This is a genomic window from Rhizobium sp. NFR03, assembly GCF_900111275.1.
Taxonomy (GTDB): Bacteria; Pseudomonadota; Alphaproteobacteria; order Rhizobiales; family Rhizobiaceae; genus Ferranicluibacter.
In genome coordinates this window covers 1075855-1096079 of sequence record NZ_FOGR01000001.1, presented here as the reverse complement: position 1 = coordinate 1096079, position 20225 = coordinate 1075855, and the positions used below count along the sequence as shown (strand labels likewise).

Annotated in this window: 21 protein-coding genes, 1 tRNA gene and 1 rRNA gene; 14 read left to right on the top strand and 9 right to left on the bottom strand. The window is 62.0% G+C overall.

From position 1 onward, the window contains the following. The 7 genes from rrf to BSG19_RS05145 all read left to right on the top strand — a co-directional run. A 5S ribosomal RNA gene (gene rrf, locus BSG19_RS05175) occupies nucleotides 1–108 on the top strand; the annotation flags it as partial. Between the two features lie 55 nt (nucleotides 109–163). Next, nucleotides 164–240, top strand: a tRNA-Met gene (locus BSG19_RS05170). Between the two features lie 614 nt (nucleotides 241–854). Then, complete coding sequence (locus tag BSG19_RS05165) at nucleotides 855–1874, top strand: helix-turn-helix domain-containing protein (protein ID WP_092985405.1); 1020 nt, start codon at nucleotides 855–857, stop codon at nucleotides 1872–1874. Between the two features lie 58 nt (nucleotides 1875–1932). After that, entirely contained in the window at nucleotides 1933–3027 is a 1095-nt protein-coding gene (locus tag BSG19_RS05160) for an efflux RND transporter periplasmic adaptor subunit (protein WP_092985403.1), read from the top strand. Next, a complete protein-coding gene (locus BSG19_RS05155; RefSeq protein WP_092985401.1) occupies nucleotides 3024–3728 on the top strand; it encodes an ABC transporter ATP-binding protein in 705 nt (234 codons plus the stop codon). Before BSG19_RS05160 ends, BSG19_RS05155 begins: the two co-directional genes overlap by 4 nt. After that, the gene (locus tag BSG19_RS05150) at nucleotides 3725–4867 is read left to right on the top strand and encodes an ABC transporter permease (protein ID WP_092985399.1); all 1143 of its coding nucleotides are present in this window, start codon (nucleotides 3725–3727) and stop codon (nucleotides 4865–4867) included. The genes BSG19_RS05155 and BSG19_RS05150 overlap by 4 nt, the downstream gene beginning before the upstream one ends. 5 nt (nucleotides 4868–4872) lie before the next feature. Then, complete coding sequence (locus tag BSG19_RS05145; protein ID WP_092985657.1) at nucleotides 4873–6072, top strand: ABC transporter permease; 1200 nt, start codon at nucleotides 4873–4875, stop codon at nucleotides 6070–6072. Between the two features lie 11 nt (nucleotides 6073–6083). Here BSG19_RS05145 and BSG19_RS05140 read toward each other — a convergent pair whose 3' ends face one another. Continuing rightward, nucleotides 6084–7202 carry a metallophosphoesterase gene (locus BSG19_RS05140; protein WP_092985397.1) on the bottom strand — a complete coding sequence of 373 codons (1119 nt, stop codon included), beginning with the start codon at nucleotides 7200–7202 and terminating at the stop codon, nucleotides 6084–6086. 210 nt (nucleotides 7203–7412) lie between these two features. Beyond that, nucleotides 7413–7829, bottom strand: a complete 417-nt coding sequence (locus BSG19_RS05135; RefSeq protein ID WP_210185379.1) for a (R)-mandelonitrile lyase — start codon at nucleotides 7827–7829, stop codon at nucleotides 7413–7415. Between the two features lie 363 nt (nucleotides 7830–8192). On the opposite strand from BSG19_RS05135, the gene BSG19_RS05130 reads away from it, so the two are divergent. Next, a complete protein-coding gene (locus tag BSG19_RS05130; RefSeq protein ID WP_244529086.1) occupies nucleotides 8193–8558 on the top strand; it encodes a response regulator in 366 nt (121 codons plus the stop codon). A gap of 28 nt (nucleotides 8559–8586) precedes the next feature. Then, complete coding sequence (locus BSG19_RS05125; RefSeq protein ID WP_092985393.1) at nucleotides 8587–9966, top strand: sensor histidine kinase; 1380 nt, start codon at nucleotides 8587–8589, stop codon at nucleotides 9964–9966. 32 nt (nucleotides 9967–9998) lie between these two features. Here BSG19_RS05125 and BSG19_RS05120 read toward each other — a convergent pair whose 3' ends face one another. The 7 genes from BSG19_RS05120 to BSG19_RS05085 all read right to left on the bottom strand — a co-directional run bounded on the left by BSG19_RS05120 (nucleotide 9999) and on the right by BSG19_RS05085 (nucleotide 14616). Continuing rightward, the gene (locus BSG19_RS05120; protein ID WP_092985391.1) at nucleotides 9999–10883 is read right to left on the bottom strand and encodes an MBL fold metallo-hydrolase; all 885 of its coding nucleotides are present in this window, start codon (nucleotides 10881–10883) and stop codon (nucleotides 9999–10001) included. A 25-nt stretch (nucleotides 10884–10908) separates the two neighbouring features. Then, nucleotides 10909–11202: a hypothetical protein gene (locus tag BSG19_RS05115; RefSeq protein ID WP_092985389.1), complete on the bottom strand. Its 294-nt coding sequence runs from the start codon at nucleotides 11200–11202 to the stop codon at nucleotides 10909–10911. A 108-nt stretch (nucleotides 11203–11310) separates the two neighbouring features. After that, nucleotides 11311–12135 (bottom strand): manganese catalase family protein, encoded by an 825-nt coding sequence (locus tag BSG19_RS05110; RefSeq protein WP_092985387.1) that lies wholly within the window; start codon nucleotides 12133–12135, stop codon nucleotides 11311–11313. A gap of 414 nt (nucleotides 12136–12549) precedes the next feature. Further along, nucleotides 12550–12738: a hypothetical protein gene (locus BSG19_RS05100; protein ID WP_092985383.1), complete on the bottom strand. Its 189-nt coding sequence runs from the start codon at nucleotides 12736–12738 to the stop codon at nucleotides 12550–12552. A gap of 9 nt (nucleotides 12739–12747) precedes the next feature. Then, a complete protein-coding gene (locus BSG19_RS05095) occupies nucleotides 12748–12927 on the bottom strand; it encodes a hypothetical protein (protein WP_092985381.1) in 180 nt (59 codons plus the stop codon). Between the two features lie 38 nt (nucleotides 12928–12965). Beyond that, complete coding sequence (locus BSG19_RS05090) at nucleotides 12966–13181, bottom strand: hypothetical protein (RefSeq protein WP_092985379.1); 216 nt, start codon at nucleotides 13179–13181, stop codon at nucleotides 12966–12968. Between the two features lie 61 nt (nucleotides 13182–13242). Next, nucleotides 13243–14616, bottom strand: a complete 1374-nt coding sequence (locus tag BSG19_RS05085) for a cytochrome P450 (protein ID WP_092985653.1) — start codon at nucleotides 14614–14616, stop codon at nucleotides 13243–13245. A 242-nt stretch (nucleotides 14617–14858) separates the two neighbouring features. Here BSG19_RS05085 and BSG19_RS05080 point away from each other — a divergent pair, with 242 nt between their 5' ends. The 5 genes from BSG19_RS05080 (at nucleotide 14859) to BSG19_RS05060 (ending at nucleotide 20223) form a co-directional block, all read left to right on the top strand. Then, nucleotides 14859–16034, top strand: a complete 1176-nt coding sequence (locus tag BSG19_RS05080; RefSeq protein ID WP_092985377.1) for a zinc-dependent alcohol dehydrogenase — start codon at nucleotides 14859–14861, stop codon at nucleotides 16032–16034. A 12-nt stretch (nucleotides 16035–16046) separates the two neighbouring features. After that, on the top strand, nucleotides 16047–16592 hold the full coding sequence (locus BSG19_RS05075) for a hypothetical protein (protein WP_092985375.1): 546 nt from the start codon (nucleotides 16047–16049) through the stop codon (nucleotides 16590–16592). Between the two features lie 687 nt (nucleotides 16593–17279). Continuing rightward, nucleotides 17280–18470, top strand: a complete 1191-nt coding sequence (locus tag BSG19_RS05070) for a Gfo/Idh/MocA family protein (protein ID WP_092985373.1) — start codon at nucleotides 17280–17282, stop codon at nucleotides 18468–18470. Nucleotides 18471–18481: 11 nt separating this feature from the next. Continuing rightward, nucleotides 18482–19366, top strand: coding sequence for a carbohydrate ABC transporter permease (locus BSG19_RS05065; protein WP_092985371.1), 885 nt, complete (start codon nucleotides 18482–18484; stop codon nucleotides 19364–19366). Further along, nucleotides 19363–20223, top strand: a complete 861-nt coding sequence (locus tag BSG19_RS05060; protein WP_092985369.1) for a carbohydrate ABC transporter permease — start codon at nucleotides 19363–19365, stop codon at nucleotides 20221–20223. Before BSG19_RS05065 ends, BSG19_RS05060 begins: the two co-directional genes overlap by 4 nt. The last annotated feature ends 2 nt before the right edge of the window (nucleotides 20224–20225 follow it).

Genomic DNA, 20225 nt, shown 5'->3' with positions numbered 1-20225 from the left:
GTTCTGGCGGGGTGGCCGCACCCGTTCCCATTCCGAACACGGCCGTGAAACGCCCCAGCGCCTATGGTACTTCGTCTTAAGACGCGGGAGAGTCGGTCGCTGCCAGGTCTGCTAAAGGCAAACATATACCATCTTCTCAAACAATCTCAGTCCCTTTCCCTTCCGCGGGGTGGAGCAGCCCGGTAGCTCGTCAGGCTCATAACCTGAAGGCCGCAGGTTCAAATCCTGCCCCCGCAACCAAATCAAATCCGTCATACTGCACACAAAACAAACCCCCGTAGGCGCCCGCCCCGGGGGTTTTGTCGTGCCGGCATGACGCTGAGGCGGAAATAGACCGGCAGAGTGACAGAACGACGGCTATGATATACAGTCCTCACTGTATACAAGACGACGCCTTGCGACTTGAAAGCAGGGCAGGGGAGGCTGAGCAAAACTGCGGCACGCTCCCTCTATCTCATTCGGTTCCCAATGAACGCGGGGCGGCTCATGAGGCTGGCGAAGGTGCGGAAAGCAGCAGTTTGTTGCAGCCGGGCAGTGTTAGCAGCGTACAAGACCTACAGCCAACGACCTCTCTTGGCTGGTAGCAAGGTAGCAAGAATGCGGCCTTGGGCGACTTCAGTCTCGCTGCATGTGCCCTGCCTCATGATTGTTTCTATCAGCGGGTATTCCGACCTCTCGCCGGTACTATAAATCCAGGTCGTCGTCTTATCGCGCCAACGTCCTCGACAATTTGCCTCTCTCCCTCAAGGCGCGGTGGGCCGCTCGATTATGAGCCCTCGATCATGATCGAGGTCGCGGTGAAGATCGAAATCCTGCATGGTGCTTCGTCCTCTGCACAATTCTGAAGATTTTACATGCCCTTCGTCCCGCTTCCCTTCGTCGTCGCTCTTCTATTGTTTATCCTTCTCGCCGTCGTCATCAGGCGGGACAGCGGATCGCCACGGAATATGCCTTTGCTCGCGTTGATTACCATCAGCATGTGGCAATCGGTTCTCTCAGGCTTGCGTTGGGGATACGACATCAGGGCTGTGATGTTTCTGGCGCCTGTGGGGGCGGCGCTTGTTCCACCGCTGGTTTATGCCGGTGTCATACAGCTCGTCCGCGGAAGGACGCGCCTTGGTTTGAGGCGCATTATGGTGCACGCCATCCCTGCCTTGGCTGTTGTTCTCCTCCTCCTCACATCTCGTGACGTGATCGATGTCGTTCTTATCAGCGAATTCATCGGGTACGCATTCGCCATTCTGCTTCTCATGCGGCCTGGCGCGGACGCATTAAGGGCGGCGCCGTTCGAGGACGTCGCGCCGGCTTATCGGGCTATTCTATTTGCAGCTTCGTCTCTTCTCCTCTCGGCCGCGGTCGATACGTTCGTTGCCCTGGATCTCCTCTGGACGCACGGCGAGTATGTGCCGCCGGTGATTGCGATCGGTAACCTGTGCCTGCTCGTGATCCTGTCCGTTGCGGCGGCGTCCACCGGCTCTCCGCCGGAGCCGGCAACGGCGGCAAGCCTTCCTCCGGACGTGATCGTATCCGAGGACACGGAGACGCTGGCGGTCATCGAAGTGTTGATGCAAGTAAAGCGTGTTTATCGCGACGTCGATCTCAATCTCGATCGGCTGGCTCGGAAAGCGGGCATCCCGGCGCGGCAGATCTCATTGGCGATCAACCGGGCGACCGGCAAGAACGTTTCGCAATTTGTGAACGAGCAGCGCATCGCCGAGTCGTGCCAGCTCCTGGCAGAAACCGACCGGTCGGTGACGGATATCATGTTCGACGTCGGCTTTCAGACGAAGTCGAATTTCAACCGCGAGTTCAAGCGGGTGACCGAGATGACACCGCTGCAATGGCGACAGCGGGCGACCTCGATCGCGATTTAGCACTGTCTCGATCCTGTTTTTGGTCTCTGAGGGAATATTTCTGGTTCAGCCTGACGGCATGAACAAACATATTCAACACCCCGCAAGACCCCCTCTCTCGCTTGTCGAGACGCTCGGTTCGCTCTCTTTTGAACCTGCTCATGTTCCGCCGCGGAAACTCTCGCGACGGCCGATTTTCATTCTTGGTCTGCTGGTAATCGTGGTCGGTATCGGTAGCGCAGCCCTTGTGTATCGTCCGTGGTCTGTGTCGTTCATAGGCGCCAAGGTACAACAACCTGAGGGCGAAAAGAACCAGTCTGCGGAATCCGTTGCGAAGGCTGGATCCGAGCAGATATCTCCACCGATCTCCACGTCCGCCGCTCGTGAAATCACGGGATCCGGCTTCGTCGTTGCGGAGCAGGGAACGCGCCTTTTCTCGAAATATGAGGGGCGGGTGATCAATGTCGCAGTCGAGGCCGGCGATGTCGTGCGGCGTGGACAGGTGCTCATCGTGCTGGAGGACAGCGACGCCCGGTTCGCCCTTGAGCAGGCGCAGGTTGCAAAGGCGGCGGCGGAACTGCAAGAAGCTGCCCGGCGCATCGACCTTGCCCAGAGCGAGACGGAGCGGAGCCGGATGGAGCGTCTGTTCGTTAGCGATGCCGTTTCGCGAGTTGCGCTCGATGTGGCTCGCGTTCGTCAGCAGCAGGCCGAGAATGCCGCGGCGCAGGCACGACAATCTGTCGAGAGCGCTGATATATCGCTGCGGATGGCGCAGGATCGCCTCGATCAGCAGACGGTTCTGGCGCCTTTCGCCGGAACGGTCACAGGTGTTTCCGCGCATGTCGGCGATACGGTTCTTGCTCGTGCGGACAGTGTCCGCGAAGACCAGAGCCTGCTGATGCTGGCCGACATGAACCGTCTGGCGATCGATGCCGAGGTTGCTGAGGTCAATCTTGCAGCGCTCGCTCCGGGTCTCGTCGGTGAGGCCGTGCTCGATGCCTTTCCGGACCAGCCCTTCCGGGTCGCGATCCGGCGTCTCGCCCCCGTGGCTTCGGCCGAGAAGGGCACGGTGACACTTCGCCTCGATCTCATCGATCCACCGAAAGGCTTGCGGCCCAACATGGCGGTGCGTCTTCGCATTTCCCTCAACACGACAGGAGGCACCGAGCAATGACCGGGGCGCAGGACATCTACATTCAGCTTGAGAGTGTCAGCAAGGCATATCGTGTTGCAGGACAGGCGATCCCCATTTTCTCGAACCTCGATCTTGCCATTCCGCGCGGTGACTTTGTCGCCGTCATGGGCCCGTCGGGTTCGGGCAAATCGACGCTTCTCAACATGCTCGCCGGGATCGACCGTCCGGATGCCGGGCGCGTGCGCATCGGCACGCATCATCTCGACCAGATGGGCGAGGCGGCGCGTGGGTCCTGGCGGGCGCACCACATGGGGATCGTCTTCCAGTTCTATAATCTTTTACCGATGCTGACTGCAGCCGAGAATGTCGAACTGCCGCTCCTGCTCAAGCCGGTGTCGGCCCGCGAGCGACGTCTCCGGGTGGAGCGCGTACTCGATCTCGTGGGGCTTTCCGGTCGCGAGCGACACTATCCGGGCATGATGTCGGGCGGGCAGCAGCAGCGTGTCGGCATTGCCCGTGCCATCGTTGCCGATCCCGGCCTGCTGCTCTGCGACGAGCCGACCGGCGATCTCGATCGCGCCTCCGCCGATGATGTTCTGGACATGTTGCAGACGCTCAATCAGGTGTTGGGCAAGACGATCCTCATGGTGACCCACGACCCTCAGGCGGCACGTCGTGCGAAACGGACCCTGCATCTCGACAAGGGTGTTTTCATCGAAGAATCGAGGGCTGCGGAATGACCTTCCTCGATCTTGCAAGACGAAACGCATTGCGGAAGCCACTGCGTGCAATGCTCCTCATGGTCTGCATTGCCATGGCGTTTCTGATCTACGGTCTGACGACGAGTTTTCTCGACGGGGCGCAGGGCGCCTCGGCGGCGAGCGAAGATATCCTCGGCGTGACGAGCGCCGGCGGGCGGACTCAGGCGTTGCCGATGGCGTCTCTTGCTGCTCTTTCTGCCATTCCCGATGTCGCAGGCGTTGCTTATGTCACCCGCTTGCGTGGCTTCGTGGAGGTCGAGAAGAACGTCGTCGCGGTGAGTGCCGCTGACATGCCGCGGCTGATGGACGTCAACGGCAAAGGCCTGGGGCTGACGCCGGCGCTTCTCCAGGCTATGGAGGTGGCGCGCGATCGGGTGCTCGTCGGTCGGGCGCTGGCAGATGCTCAGGGCTGGGCGGTCGGGCAACGGGTCGCCATCACGGCCTTCAACGTGACCGGGCAGGATGGCGGTCGCGACTGGCGTTTCGAAATTGCGGGTATTTTCGAGGGCGAAACGGCATCCACCGACACCTATTTCATGATTGCGCGCTATGACTACGTGAATGCCATGCGCGCGCGGGGACGGGACACTGTCGATGCTTTCGTTGTCAGGCCCTCCGCGCAGGTGTCGCCAGCCGTGCTTGCCGCCCGTATCGATGCGCAATTTGCCAACTCCGCCAGTCCCACGCGCACGCAGTCGGAAAAGCAGTTCCTCGAAGCCTTCCTGCGGCAATATGCGGATGTCGGCCTGCTCGTGAACCTCGTCGTCGGTGCGGCATTCATCACGCTCCTGATGATCGTCGTCAACACGATGATCTTCGCCATTCGCGAACGGACCTTCGAGATCGGCGTCCTCAAGACGCTCGGTTTCTCGAGATCGCACATCGTCACGCTCATCCTCGTCGAGACGTCGTTCATCTTTCTGCTCGGCGGCGGCATCGGGTTGTTGCTGGCGTGGCTGGCCGCGCAGGTTGCCGGTCCGGAGCTTGGCCTCGTGTTCTCGTCCATGGTGCTCATCAAAGGAGTGGCCATCATGGCCGGCCTCAGCCTTGCCACAGGCGCTCTGCCGGCCATCGCGGCGCTGCGTATTCCCGTCATCAACGCCTTCAGAACACGGTGATTTTCATGTCCACGCTCATCCGACAGGCCGGCTTCATGGTCCGGGTCAATCTTCTCAGCCTGCCGCGCCGGCTCGCCATTTCGCTGTCGATGGCTTTGTCCATTGCCTTGGTGGTGTGCGTGCTTGCAGGGTTTCTCGCGCTGGCGAAGGGGTTCGAGAGGGCACTTGCCGGGGCAGGATCGCCTATGGTCGCGGTCATCCTCGGTGGCGGCGCGCAGCAGGAGAACGGCTCGGATATCCCGACGGAGACCATCCGTGCCTTGCAGGCGACGACGGGCGATATCGGTGTTGTCCGGGATGGGGCGGGGCGCATCGTTTCGTCACGGGAGGTCGTCGTGGCCGTCGATGTCAGCACGGTCGCCGATCAGGCGGTCCGCACGGTGGCGGTGCGCGGCATGGATGGCGCGGGGGCGACCATGCGCGATCAGATTGTGGTGTCGCAAGGTCGGCTCTTCGCGCCGGGTGCGCGGGAAATCGTGGTGGGTGATCAGCTTGCCACGGCGCTCGGCCTCACTGTCGGGCGCAGTGTGCGCCTCGGCACCATCGACTGGATGGTCGTCGGGCGGTTTTCCGCCCATGGCAGCGCATTCGAGTCCGAGATCTGGGCCGATCTCGATGCGGTCCGCGCTGGCTTCGATCGTCAGAACGAGGTGCAGAGCCTGCGGTTGCGGCTGATGGAGCCTTCCGGTCTGATGCTGTTGCAGGCCCGGCTATCGACGCTCGGCACCGTGCCTCTCGTGGCGAGGACCGAGGCTGATCTCTACGCGGCGCAATCCGAGCGGACGACACGGCTCATCCGGCTGTTTGCCTGGCCGCTGGCGCTGCTGATGGCCATCGGCGCGACGGCCGGAGCGCTGAACACGATGATGAGTTCGGTTTCCGACAGGACGGTCGAGATCGCCACCGTCCGGGCGCTCGGGTTCCAGCGGTTTGCAGCCTTCATCGGTACCTGGGTGGAGGCCGTTTTCCTGGCCGCCGTCGGCGTTGCCTCCGGTCTCGTCGTGTCCTGGCTCGGCTTCAATGGCTGGCAGGCGAGCACCATCGGGGCCAACAATACGCGGCTGGCGTTCGAGCTTTCGGTAACCTCGGATGTCGCTGTCATCGCGGGTCTTCTCGGCCTCGCTATCGGCGCGCTTGGCGGCCTCATTCCCGCGTTCGTTGCCACGCGGTTGCCGCTGACGGCCGCCCTTCGTGCGCGGGGGTGAGGCGGAAGTCTCTACGTCTTCCGCCGGAAGGTAATGACGGTAAGTTCGGAAGGGCGGCCGAGGCGCAGCGCGAAGCCGGGCCAGAGGCCGGTGCCGTTGTTGACGTAGAGTTGCAGTCCGCCAACCGTGTAGAGGCCGGAGACGAAGCCGTTGTTCGGCCTCGCGAAGAGGCGGTCGAGGCCAAGGATCAAACCGCCATGGGTGTGGCCGGAGAGTTGCAAGGCAATGCCGGCTTCCGCGGCGCGTGCGGCCTCGCGCGGCTGGTGGTCGAGAAGGATGATGGGCGCTCCGGCTGGCGCGCCCTGAAGAGCCTTTGCAAGATCCGGGCCGGGGAGACCATGTGCCCGCGCCGAGAGATCGGTCACGCCGGCGATGGTGATCGCGCCACCATCGCGCGTCACGATGGCATGCTCGTTTTCCAGTATCCTCATGCCGAGCGAGGCGAAATGAGGCATCCACTCGGTGTAGCCGAAGAAATATTCATGGTTGCCGGGAATGGCGATCACGCCGTCCCGGGCGCTCAGTCTGGCGAGCGGAGCGACATCGGCACGGCGGCTCTCCAGGCTGCCGTCGATCAGGTCTCCGGTGATGACGATCACGTCGGGCGCCAGCGCGTTCGATCTCTCGACAACGGCTTCCGCCCAGCTCTGCGGAAAGAGCCGGCTGATATGCATGTCCGTCAGTTGCAGCATCCGGTATCCGTCGAAGGCCGGCGGCAGGTTGGGGATGGCGATCTCGATCGATTTGAGCTGGGGAATGCGAATAGCCTGGGAGACGCCGACAGCCGCAGCCGCGAGCGCCGTTGCGCCCATGGCATAGCGAATGCCCGGGGGAACGGCGATCAAGTGGCCTTTGAAGAGGCTGAGCAACAGCGACACCAGATCGAGCGCGATCTGAAGCACCGCCAGCAGCACGATGGCGCCGAAGAGGAGGTTAAAGCCGATCACCAGCCAGCGCGGGAACTCCGGCGAAAAGACGGACCCGGAGGAGAGGCGGCTGAAGAAATGATACTGTGAGGCCAGCAGCAGGACGATCGCCAGAAGCGCCTTTGCAGACCAGAGCCAAGGCAGCGGCTGGATGAAGCGAATGAGGACGACCAGCCAGGGGAGGCCGAAGATGAGATGAAACATGCAGCGCCGGATGTCAGGGTGAGGATGGGTTCGGTGTAGCATACGGCTGCGGCAAGGTTTTGGACTTTCCGCAACGGGAATGGCAAGCCTGCGATATTCGGTCTCCATCGGCCGCCACCGAGAGCCGGCAGTTTCTATCCGTTGCTCGACTGTTTCAGCCTCACGGGCTCGCCATCATGAAGCTCGCGAGGCTGGCGTTATCTAACCACTCTATGCTTCGCCGGCATATTGCGCGTCGCTCACCTTTTCGAGCCAGGTCACGACGCTGCCGTCAAGCGCTTCGGCAACGGCGAAGTGGACCATGGCGGTGTCGGCTGCCGCGCCGTGCCAATGCTTGACCAGCGGCGGGATCCAGACGACGTCTCCGGCCCCGAAGGCTTCGCGCGGTCCGCCCTCCTTCTGCACCCAGCCTTTGCCGGAGACAATGTAGAGCGTCTGCCCGAGCGGGTGTGTGTGCCAGGCGGTGCGGGCACCGGCAGGGAAGGAGACGGTGGCGCCGCTGATGCGAGCCGGGGCATCGCCCTTGTACGGGGTGGAGATCTCCACCCGACCGGTAAAGTAGGCTTCTGGACCACCGGTGGTGGCCGCGCCGGCGCGGCTCAGAGTGATCTCAACATTTTCAGACATGGGCTTTTCAGGCATGGCTTCCGCTTTCTTTCGTGACGCGTGGCGAGCACGCGCTCCAGGACGGGAACGACCGATATGGCCCTGTCGGTATGAAATGGCAATTGCTCGGGCCGCCTTTGGCAACCAGCGAGGCGGTGACCTTACCCCTTGTCGCCTTTGCGCCGCAAACACTTGGGATACCGGACGACAGGATTCGCGCGGCATCTTGCGCCAGGGAGGCAATTGGTTCTATCGCGATCCCCCGGGGAACCGAACACCGCACTGCGGGTTCGGGACCTTGACCGAAAGCCGGGTGCCCGCTTGCAACGATGGGCCTACGACACCGGCAGATGGAGGAAACGACAGGATGACGAGGTACAGGTGGTGAGTGAGGAAGCCGATATCTTCGACAAGGTCTTCCTTGTCGTGGAGGATGAATATCTGGTGGCCGCGGATATTATGGATGTGCTGGGCCGGGCCGGGGCAGATGTCATCGGGCCGGTGTCGAGCCTTGAGGGTGCCCTGAAGCTCGTGGACGAGGCGGAGCAGATCGATGCGGCCGTTCTCGATATCCACCTGCGCGGGGCGGAGGTCTATCCCGTGGCGGATGCGCTGTCTCTGCGAAACGTGCCGTTCGCGTTCCTGACGGCCTATGACCGGGGCGACCTGCCGGAACGTTTTCGGCAGGCGCCGTTTCTTCAGAAACCGGCCGATCCCGATGAGCTGCTGCAACTCCTGAGCCGGTTGTAGATCGGCCGACTGACAGAGGACACAGGCAATGACCGCTCCTGATATGCCTCAATCTTCGCTCCTTGCACCGAAAAGCGACGATCTGCTGCGTGTCGTCTTCGAGAGCGCCGTCGATTTCGCGATCTTCTCGCTGGATCCGCAAGGGCGCGTCACGAGCTGGAATACCGGTGCCGAGCGTGTGCTGGGATTTACGGAAGCCGATATTCTCGGGCAGTCGGGTGACATCATTTTTATCGAGGAGGACCGGAAGGCCGGCGTGCCGGCGCTGGAACGCGCGGATGCGCGAGCCCATGGCCGGGCGGAGGACGAGCGCTGGCAGATGCGCAAGGACGGCACCCGCTTCTGGGCGTCAGGCCTCACCATGCCCCTCAGCGACGGGTCGGGGTTCGTCAAGATCCTGCGCGACCGGACGGAATCCCATCGCGCGGGCCAGAAGCTGACGGAAAACGAGGAGCGTTTCCGGCTGCTCGCGACCAATATTCCACAGCTGGTCTTCCGCTGCCTGGCGGATGGGTCACGCACTTGGGGCAGTCCGCAATGGGTGGATTATTCCGGCCTCGACCAGCCGCAGAGCCTCGGGCTCGGCTGGCTGAACGCGGTGCATCCGGAAGACCGTGCCCTGACCCTTGCGGCCTGGCAGGCGGCGGCCAATACCGGCGAGTGCTATGTCGAGCACCGCGTTCGCCGCGCTTCCGATGATGCCTATCGCTGGCATCAGACGCGGGCGCTGCCGGTGCTGACGGCATTCGGCGAGCCGTCGGGCGACTGGATCGGCACCATGACCGATATCCACGAGCTGCGCGCCTTGAAAGATCGGCAGGATGTGCTGGTGGCCGAACTTCAGCATCGCACACGCAATCTCCTTGCCGTCGTCCAGTCGGTTGCCAGTCAGACGCTGCGCAGCAGCGCTTCGATGGAGAGTTTCGGTGCCGAATTCTCAAGCCGCCTGCGGGCCCTGAGCCGGGTCCAGGGGCTCGTAGCGCGCGCGGCGGAAACCATCTCGCTGCGCGACCTCATCGAGGGAGAGCTGCGGGCCCATGGTGCTGCATCCCGCATGGAGGCCGTGCAGGCGGAAGGACCGCCGGTGACGGTGCCGACGCTCGGTGCGCAGGCGCTTGGCCTTGCCCTGCACGAGCTTGCGACCAACGCCATCAAGTATGGTGCACTCAGCCAGGAAAACGGCATGCTGCGCATCTTGTGGACGCTCGAAGAGAACGCGGGCGAGCGGGTCGTGTTGCTGGAATGGCGCGAAGAGGGCGTCAGCATGCCGGCGGATGGCGCGCCGCGCCGCAAGGGCTATGGGCGGGAACTGATCGAGCGGGCGCTGCCCTACCAGCTGAACGCAAAGACGGATCTGCAGTTTCTCGACGATGGCATCCGCTGCCTGATCCGGGTTCCTCTTCCCTGATCCGGCAGCGGCTCATCCTTCCATTCTACTGATCAGCGATAAGCGTCGCTGTCGCTTTTGCCGGGCATTGCGGGCTTCCGGTCGTAATGCCCGCCTTCGGGAACGGCGACAGCGCGGAAGTTTTCGGCAAGCCGGTGCAGGGCTTCCCGCATGCCGGCGCCGCGCGCGGGTCGCCCATGTCCGGATATCACCAGTTCGGGCTCCAGAGCCGCCAGTGCTTGCACGGACTCCTCGGCCTCCATCCAATCCGGCGTCAGATAGCGCGGCGGGCCGTGCATCTCGAGCGTCTGGTTCATCACCTCATAGATCGACTCCTGACCGGTGGTCACGATGGCGTCGCCGGCGATGAGCGTTCGGTCGCTTTCCCGCCAGAGCGATACGTGCCCCGGCGCGTGGCCGGGCGTGGCGATCCAGGTCCAGCCGGGCATTCCCGGGACAGTACGGTCGGCGGGTAGCATTTGCAGATGCGTGCTAACGTCCACCGGCGAGCGTGGAAACAGCGGCGAAAGGACAGCCAGCAAGCCACCGCCCGCCATCGGATCGGCCGGGGGATAGGAGGCTTGTCCGCTCAGATAGGGCATTTCCAACGGATGGGCGTAGACCGGGACGTCCCAGTCGCGGGCCAGCGTCTCGATCGAGCCCGCATGGTCGAAATGGGCATGTGTCATGATAATGGCCGCAGGGCGCGCGCCGCTGCCGAACCGGTGCTGTGCGCTTTCGACGATCCCGCTCGCAGAGGTCGGCAGGCCGCTGTCGATCAGCACCCAGTCCTGACCTTTCTCAGGGTCGCCGTAGAATATCACGTTGACCATGGAAAATTTGCGATAGGCGAGATCCGGCGCGAAGACCTTGAGGTCGCCGGCGGCTTCCGTCAGCGGCGCGGCATCGTTGTCCGTCAGCTTGATCTGGTTGGTCATCAGGCTCTCCGTTTGGGGGGCGTCGTCAGTCTACGGCGGCATCGTCTCGACCGATGCGCCGGGTTTCCTCAGCAAATGTACGGTCGGCCTCGTCCTGCGTTGCGCGGACTGCATCCAAGAGAAAGCGGACGGGGAAGAGGATCGCCTTCAGGTTGGCGTCCGAGAGATTGCGGCTCGTATCGGCCGAGAGCGTCTGCACCGCCTCGTCAAGAGCGTCGCCGATCTCCTCGCGGGTCAGCACGCCGCTTGCGATCAGGCGATGATTGAGAGCTGAAAAAGCCATGAGCAGGCCTTCGATCTGCAGGTTCGCCGTGTTCACCGGTTGTTTCCTTCAAGCATAGAGACAGGGCATGACGACACGTACGATGGCGGGTCATTGCGAGGAGGCCGCGCACGGGCGGCCTCCAGAAGCGTGGGGAGGAAAGGCTTACATCTGTTCGCGCTGGGCGCCACCGCCGGGCTTTGCGGGGCCGAGAACCGGCTTTTGCCCAAGCGGCGTCATGGGTGTGGCGGAGAAGGTGCCCTTGCCATCGACCGAGGGGCCTTCGGACCAGCGACCCGGCACCGGTGGCGAGCCATCGGCCTGGAAACCGAGGAAGGCATAGCTGAAGTCGGTGTTTTCCTTTTCCTGCGGGAAGCTGTTGGGAATGGGGAAGGCGCCTTTGGCACCGCCGAGTTCCTCAAGAGCAGCCATCCACTGGTTCTGGTGCATGCTGTCGCGAGCGATGAGGAAGGACAGCATGTCCTTCATGCCGGGGTCGTTCGTCATGTTGTAGAGGCGCACCGCCAGCACGCGACCGGTGGATTCGGCGGCGATGTTCGCCGTCATGTCGGCTGCGATGTTGCCGCTCGCGTAGATGTGCGACATGTCGAAGGGCACGCCGTCGGAGTCGACTGGCATGGCAGAAAGGCCGGAGGATAGCAGGTTCTTCAGGTTGAGGCCGCCGAGAACCGCTCCGCCGATCGGATCGGCCGCCACGGCTTCCTTCTCGGAAAGCGGTGCGCCTTCGAGATTCATCGCGACGGCGGTTGCCAGCATCTCGATATGCCCGAGTTCTTCGGCAGCCGTGTTCATCAGCAGGTCACGGAATTTCGGATTGCCGCGCGCGCCGCAGGCCTGGAAGAAATACTGCATGGCGACCCGGATCTCGCCTTCGACGCCGCCGATGGCCTGCTGGAGAGCACGGGCGAACTGCGGGTCGGCTTTCTCCACGCGCACCGGATATTGCAAGCGTCCATCTGTGTAGAACATGGAAGTCTCCTTGTTGTCGGGAGGCCCGCTAACAGGAGAGAGTGGTCAGAGTTCCTGATGTCATCCGTGGTTTCGCATCCGTCCGCAAACGAACCAAGGCCGGAACTTCGTTCAGAGTTGTGTGTTCGCGTGCCTTCGGATGTGAAGGCGGAGGTTTCATGCAGAGAGACGAGCGAGAGATGCGCGATGACAAAACCATTAATGTCGATGCCGTACCGGAAGGCACAGACGGCGCGGGTGAAAACGTTTGCCGGCGTTGCGAGGGATCGGGGCAGGTCGGAGCCGAAACGTGCCCTGAATGCAATGGTAGCGGCAAGGTGTGGACGCCTGTCGGCGGTGCCGGTTGAACGCCGGCTGGACAGCAAAAGAGCGCGACAGGCGTCGCGCTCTTGAATACCGGATGATGAGAGGTCGCTACTTTCGCGCACTATCATGCGTGTGATGGCTATCCTTTTCGCCACCACCGCCGGACACGCGACTCTGGCTGCGCTCGTCGCTGTCTGCCGGTGGCTTCTTCAGGTCAAGCGGTTCCTTCGCGTTTTCATGGGAGGAACCCGGTCCGCCCTGGCGAATACTAGCGGGTGTCTTCTGCGATGTGGACATGGCGCCCTCCTAACGATCCTGCTGGTACCCTTGATGGGTCGTGTTCACCTTGGAATTGCCCTGATGCCCGATCTTTTCCGGGTTGTCCTGGGCGTTGAAGTGCGGGTCGGCGGTGGACGTCTTCGGGTCCTCGCCGGTGCCCTTCGGGCTGCGGTTGTCTTCAGGGACAGGTGGCATCTTGCTGGTCATCTTCTCGTCCTCACTATTCTCGATCTGGCTTACTGCTCTCAATCCGGCTGCCGGTTGGCCGCATGATCGTGATATTGCTCGGTCTGGACTGTCTTGCTGTCGAGGCCGCGCTCGTCGGAGTGCTGGGCCTTGTCGCGGTTCGAGAGAACCATGTTTTCGGGCAGGATACCGTCTTCCAGGTCGGTCATGGCACCTGTGCCCGAGTTCTTGCCGTGGGCGCCGGCACCCATGTGTTTTCTGTCTGCATTTGCCATTTTCAGTCTCCTTCCGATGTTTCAAACCCAAGCCCTTAAGAGAAGTTCCCCGATTTTCGCCTCACTGTCCGGGTGCGGACGGAGTGTCGGGCGCGGCCGTGCGCCGGACCTTCGTCATGACGAAGCCGCTCTTCGGGCCGGCGGGAACGCGGTTCAGGGGGACCTCGAGATCCTGCTCGGCGACCTCGTAGGAGATGTCTCGGGTGAGGATGCGGATAGCTTCCATAAGGATCTCCACGGTTGCCCTCTCGCCGGGACAGCGATGGGTTGTCGCGATGTCGCCGGCACCTTGAGGAATGAAAGCGTTGTTTCGGTCGCGCCAGGATAACTGGCGGTGCGGCTTGAAACGGTGTGGCTCGGGAAACAGCGTCTCGTCGTGGGTCGTGCCGTAGAGATCGAGCAGCAGCCACTGGCCTTTCGGGATGCGGTGACCTTCGAAGATCATATCCTCCTTTGCCACCGCGCCGACGAAGGGAAAGAAGGGGGAGATGCGGCGGATCTCTTCGGCAAAATCCGGGAGAAGCTCGTCGGCGCCTGCTGCAAGCAGCCTGCGCCATTCGTCGTGCTCGTGCAGGGCCATGGCTGCAAAGACGATATAGCGGCCGATGGCGACGATCGGGCGGAGGATGTTGATGAGCTCGACCGCTGCCGCACGGGGCGAGAGCGGGGCGCCTTGCCTGTCGCGGTGTTGCGCCACGTGGTCGATGGGGGACCCTTCGGCAACGGCGATCCTGTTGTCGCGGATGTCCTTGAAGATCGAGCGGATGCGCTTTTCCAGACGATTGCGCCGCGCCAGTGCGAGCCATGTTCGCGGTCCGAAGCGTCCGGCTCCCTGCACCATCTCGGCCAGCGTCCGTCCGTCACGCGACAGATCCAGCGTTGCGAGCGGCGTGCCTGTCCACCGCAACGCGGTTTCCGCAAGAATCCTGTCGATTTCAGTAGAAAGCGCGACGCTGTCGCGCTGCTCCCATTCCGGAAGATGGGCGATGAAATGGCGCCGGAACAGGGCCACGAGCCGTGTCATGCCGTCATCGTCCTGCATCAGCAGCCGGATGAACATCGCCTTGCGGTGCCGGTGCTCTTCGCCGTCGAGTTGCTGGACGCTCTCCTTGTCTTGCAGAAGGCGCAGAACGGTCTGAGGCATGGCGCCGATACGGGTCAGCATGCCGCTGCCATAGAAAAGCTCGGCGGCGGCGGGGCCAGACAGGCAGAGCGTATCGCGGAGCATCAGTCGAGTGCGGAAGATGTTCGTATCGAGCCGCTTCATGCGCTGGGGAATGAACGCGTAACCTTCGCGCAGCAGGGAGAGCGTGGCGTCGCCGCGGGTCGTGTCCCTGGGGATCTCATGTGCCTGCGTGGCGGTATTGTTCGGCGCAGGCTGCCCGCTCTTTGCAAAGAGGTCACTCTGGTCTTCACCCTCGCTTTTACCGCGCATCACCGTGCTTGCCCACTGTTTGTCCGGCTGATCCAACAGGGGACAAGGCCGGAAGTTCCGGCTTCCAGCCGGGCAACGGGTGGTCGTCACGCCGATAGGCCACGTCGAGGGAGCCTTTTCGGGAACCTTTCGCGGGAGGGCCGGTTCCAGAGGCTCCGGTCCGGCTGGCGAGCAGGTGCTCTGTCGGTCTGTCTTGTGCCTAGTCGGATCATCCTTTGAACACTTTGGACAACGGAGGCCTCATGCGCGCGCTCGTTTGGCATGGCAAAGAAGATATCCGGTGCGACACCGTCACCGATCCCGAAATCGAGGATCCCCGCGATGCGATCATCAAGGTGACGAGTTGCGCGATCTGCGGATCCGACCTGCACCTGTTCCACAATTTCATTCCGGCGATGATGCCGGGCGACATTATGGGCCATGAAATGATGGGCGAGGTCGTGGAGACCGGGTCCGGCATGAACGGCAAGCTGAAGAAGGGCGACCGGATCGTCGTGCCCTTCACCATCCAGTGCGGCGAGTGCGACCAGTGCCGGCGCGGAAATTTCTCCGTCTGCGAGCGCTCCAACCGCAACAAGGCGCTGGCCGACAAGGCCTTTGGCCATACCACGGCGGGCCTGTTCGGCTATACGCATCTCACCGGCGGATACCCCGGCGGGCAGGCGGAATATCTGCGTGTTCCCTTTGCCGATTCCACCCATATCAAGGTGCCCGACAGCCTGACCGACGAGCAGGTCCTGTTCCTCGGCGATATCCTGCCGACCGGCTGGCAGGCAGCGGTGCATTGCGACATCGAGCCGACGGACACGGTCGTCGTCTGGGGTTGCGGTCCTGTCGGGCAGATGGCCATTCGCAGCGCGGTGCTGCTCGGTGCCAAGCTGGTGGTCGCAATCGATTGCATTCCCGAACGTCTGTCCATGGCGCAGGCGGGCGGTGCGCTGACCATCGATTTCAGTCAGGAGAGCGTTGTCGAGCGCCTGAATGAGCTGACCGACGGCAAGGGTCCCGAGAAGTGCATCGATGCGGTGGGGCTCGAAAGCCATGTTTCAATGAGCCAGCCCGATACGCTGCTCGACCGGGCCAAGCAGATAATGATGCTGGAAAACGACCGGCCGCACGTGCTGCGCGAGATGATCTATGTCTGCCGCCCCGGCGGCATCATCTCCATCCCCGGTGTTTATTCAGGTCTGGTCGACAAGATCCCCATGGGACAGGCCATGAACAAGGGCCTGACGTTCCGTATGGGTCAGACCCACGTCAACCGCTGGACGCCGGACCTTGTTCGCCGGATCGAGGAGGGGCAGATCGATCCGTCCTTCGTCATCACGCACACGGCGACGCTCGAGGAGGGCCCCGAGATGTACAAGGTATTCCGCAACAAGCAGGACAGCTGCATCAAGGTCGTTCTCAAACCCTGACAGGAGGCAATCATGTCCATACTTTCCAGACTGACGCGCAACGAGGGCGACCCGAAGATTCTGTCGTCAGGGCCGCGCTCCCGCGAAGCAACGGATGAACTCGCACGAGGGCTCGGCTGGTTCAGCCTCGGGCTTGGCCTGTTCCAACTCATGGCACCGCAGCGCATAACCAGGGCCTTCGGCGTCACAGGCAGCGAGCATGTGGTTCGCGCCTACGGTGCCCGCGAGATCGCCAGCGGCATGCTGACGCTTTCGACCGACAAGCGGGCTGGGTTGGCAAGCCGGGTGGCTGGCGACGGTCTCGACATCGTCACGTTGCTGGCGCTGCTTTCCTACCGCAATCCGCAGCGACATACGGTGAAGGCAGCGCTTGCCATGGTCGTCGGTATTACAGCAATCGACCTTCTGGCGGCGGGTGCCGTGTCTGCCAGGAAGGCGCGGCCGAAGACGGTGAAGGATTACAGCGATCGCTCAGGTTTCCCCGGCGGTGTTGTCGGTGCCCGCGGCATTGCCCGGCAAAAGCCGCCGACCGAGGCACGGGCGGAAACGACACACTAACGGCGCGTTTTATCGCGTTACGAGACACAGGCGGCGGATCGTGTGGCCCCGAGGGGGTACGATCCGCCGCCTGTCGTTTTTCAAACAGACGCTGCGCGCTGGCCGTGAGGTCATGCCAGCCCGCAGGCGGGGAGACTTCCCGCTCGTTCCCGCCAGTCGTACCGCCTCTCCCAAGGCGTTAAACGCTCCGAATTTTCCACACCGCGCGAGGTTGATGCCTCGGACATCTCCACGCTCGCCTCTTTTCCCTTGTCGTCGATCGACGGCACTGCGTCAGGAGGTTATGTCTGGTTTTTATGTGTGCATTGCAGGCAGCGTTTCCTGGCAATACCAAAAAAAACCAATTCGAGAGCGACCCTCTGGCATTTGTGAAAAATCAGCGTCTTTATAAACTATTCTAGAACAGCAACTTAGCGGAAACGTTAAGAAACGCCTGTGCTTGGGCTGGACGATTGGCCTGTTTTTGGTATTGTCGATCTGAAGCACGATGTCCCCTAGGGATGTGGTTTGATGAATGGCTCTGAAGAAGCCGGTAAAGACGGGTTCGCGAATTCGCACGGTGGTGAGACATGCTCGTTATGAAAATGAATTTCATGATTGTTCGTGTGTAAGGTTTTTATGTTGACGAGATCGCTGATCTGACACAGGCTACGAAAATAAATTACGAAAAACGGGGAGCAGGCCGATATGAAGGTCGCCATTATCGGGCTTGGGTTTCGGCTGGGATATCTGGGCCGCATTTTCAGGGATATGGATCCGACCTTCGAGATCGTTGCTCACGTCGATCCGGCGCCGGCAGGCCTGCCCGGTCTTGAGGAGGCCGGCATCTCCGCCGGAAAAGCCTATGCAACGCCTCAGGAGATGATCGCCTCGGAGACGTTCGATCTCTTGATGGTCGGTTCTCCGAACCACATGCATCTCGAGCATATCCGCATCGGGCTTGAGGCCGGGCTCACCGTCTTCACTGAAAAGCCGATCGTCGTGACCATTGAGGAAAGTCTCGAGCTGGCGCGTCTCCTTCATCGTTACGGCCATGACAGGCTGCTGGTCGGCCTCGTGCTGCGCTACTCGCCGCTCTACCGGGACCTGCGTCAGGCGCAGGCCGAGGGCCGGCTCGGCGAGATCGTGTCGATCGAGGCTTCCGAGCATATCGAGCCTTATCACGGCGCCTTCTTCATGCGCGACTGGCGGCGTTACGGCCGCTATGCCGGCGGCTTCATGCTGGAGAAGTGCTGCCACGACCTCGACCTCTATAACGGCGTGGTCGGCGCGCGTCCGCGTTATGTTTCCTCCTTCGGCGGTCGCAAGAGCTTCATTCCCGCCAACGATCCGCGCAACGAAGGCGCCAACGACATGGAAGTCTACCACCGCAAGCCGAGCGGCTGGGAAGGGTCCGACAAGGTGTTCGACAGCGACGGCGATCTGATCGACTATCAGACTGCGATCGTCGAATACGAGAACGGTACCGCCATGACGTTTCACACCAATCTGAACGTGCCGGACCAGTTCCGTCGCTTCTGCGTCATCGGTTCCAAGGGCATGGCGGAAGGCGATTTCGTGCGCGGCTATCTCGATGTGCACAATGCGCGCAACAACGAGAAGGTGGTCGCCAAGACCTATCAGGCGCCGTCCGAAACATCGCACCATTACGGTGCCGACGAGCAGATGGCCGAAGACGTGTTCAAGTTCATCACGGAGGGGCAGGCGCTGCCCGTGTCGGCGCTGAACGCCATCGAAGCGGGCATTCTCGCGCTGGCGATGGATGAGGCCCGGTTCGCCCGAAAGGTCGTGGATCTCGCGCCGGTCTGGGCCGAATACGATGCCTGCCTGCATGGCACATCCGCCGCGTCGTCCGCACAGCTGACCAAGTCGGCTTGAGAGGGTAGGTCATGGAAGCCAAACGAAGCACCGTCCTCTTCGCCTGGCTCCTCATGGCGCCAGCCATTCTCTATGTCACCGTCATCGTTGCCTATCCCCTCGTGGATACGTTCATCCTGTCTTTTACGGATGCCTCCCTGAAGAAAACGACCAACTGGGTCGGATGGGCGAACTACAGCAAGATATTCAACGCGACGTTCGCGGAAGTCATCATCCGGACCTTCATCTGGACCTTCTTCTCCGTGTCGCTGAAGATGATCATCGGCACGTTCGGCGCCTCCATGCTGAACGCTGCCGTGCCCGGCCGCGCGCTCTTCCGCGTACTGACCATGCCGCCCTGGATCGTGCCCATGGCCATCGGCATCTTCATGTGGGGCTGGATGTATAATGGCCAGTTCGGCATGATTTCCGGGTTGCTCCAGCGCTTCGGCCTGTCCGACAGCCCGATCGCCTTCCTCGCGCAAGGCTCCACCGCCTTCTGGGCAACGGTCATCACCGACGTGTGGATCGGCGTTCCCATGGTCACGCTGTATATGCTGGCCGCCATGCAGTCGATCCCGCAGGATCTCTACGAGGCCGCCTGGACGGATGGTGCCGGCAGGTTCTACCGCTTCCGCCGCATCACTTTGCCGCTGCTGGTGCCGTCGATGATCACGATGTCGATGATCTCTCTCATATCGACCTTCAACTCCTTCGACATCATCTGGATCCTCACGCGCGGCGGGCCGACGGGGGAAACGACGACGATGATCATCGACACCTACCGGACGGCCATCGGCTCCAACAGGTACGGGGAGGGCGCAGCGCGGGCGGTTCTCATCTGCATCTTCCTGTCGATCTTCTGCGTCTTCTACTTCCGCATGACCAGCCGCCTTTCTTCCGGAGACAAGCGATGAAAGAGCCGTCCATCCTCATCAACCGCTATGCCTGGTACGAGATCGTCGGCATCTATGCGGGTATCTTCGTTTTTCTCACCTTCCTTCTCGCGCCCTTCGTGGAAGGCTTTCTGGTGTCGCTGAAGCCGTTGAGCCAGCTGTTTTCCTCGCCCTACCGCTTCATTCCGGAAAACGGCTCGTTCGAGGCCTACCGCACCATGTGGGTCAGCGTTCCCGGCTTCGCACGCTACATCTTCAATTCGCTGTTCATCTCCAGCGTCGTCACCATTGCCGTGCTGATCCTTGTGGTTCCCGCGGCCTACGCCTTTGCCCGCTTCGAGTTCAAGGGTTCCGGCCAGCTTCTCGGCGCCTTCCTCGCGGTCAACATGTTCTCCGGCGCGGTGCTGCTTATCCCTCTTTTCCGGCTGATGCGTTCGCTCGGCGTGCTCAACACCTATTTTGCGATGATCGTGCCGGGCGTCGCCTTCCTCATCCCCACGGCCATCTGGCTTCTGCGGACCTATATGATGCGGATTCCGAAAGAACTGGACGAAGCCGCCTTCGTGGATGGCGCCAGCCATTTCTACACGCTGCGCCGGGTCATCCTGCCAATCGCCATGCCCGGTATCGTCGTGGTCGCCATCACCACCTTCATCGGCTCCTATGCGCAGCAGTTCATCTATGCGCTCACCTTCAATTCCAAGTCTGAATATGCGCCGCTCCCCGTGGGGCTGTTTGCCTATTTCGGACGTCAGGAAGTCGTCTGGAACGAGCTCATGGCGGCGAGCTTCGTCGGCATCGCCCCGGCCATGATCGTGATCTTCTTCCTGCAACGCTATCTCGTCAGCGGCCTGACCGCCGGCGCGGTGAAACAATAAGA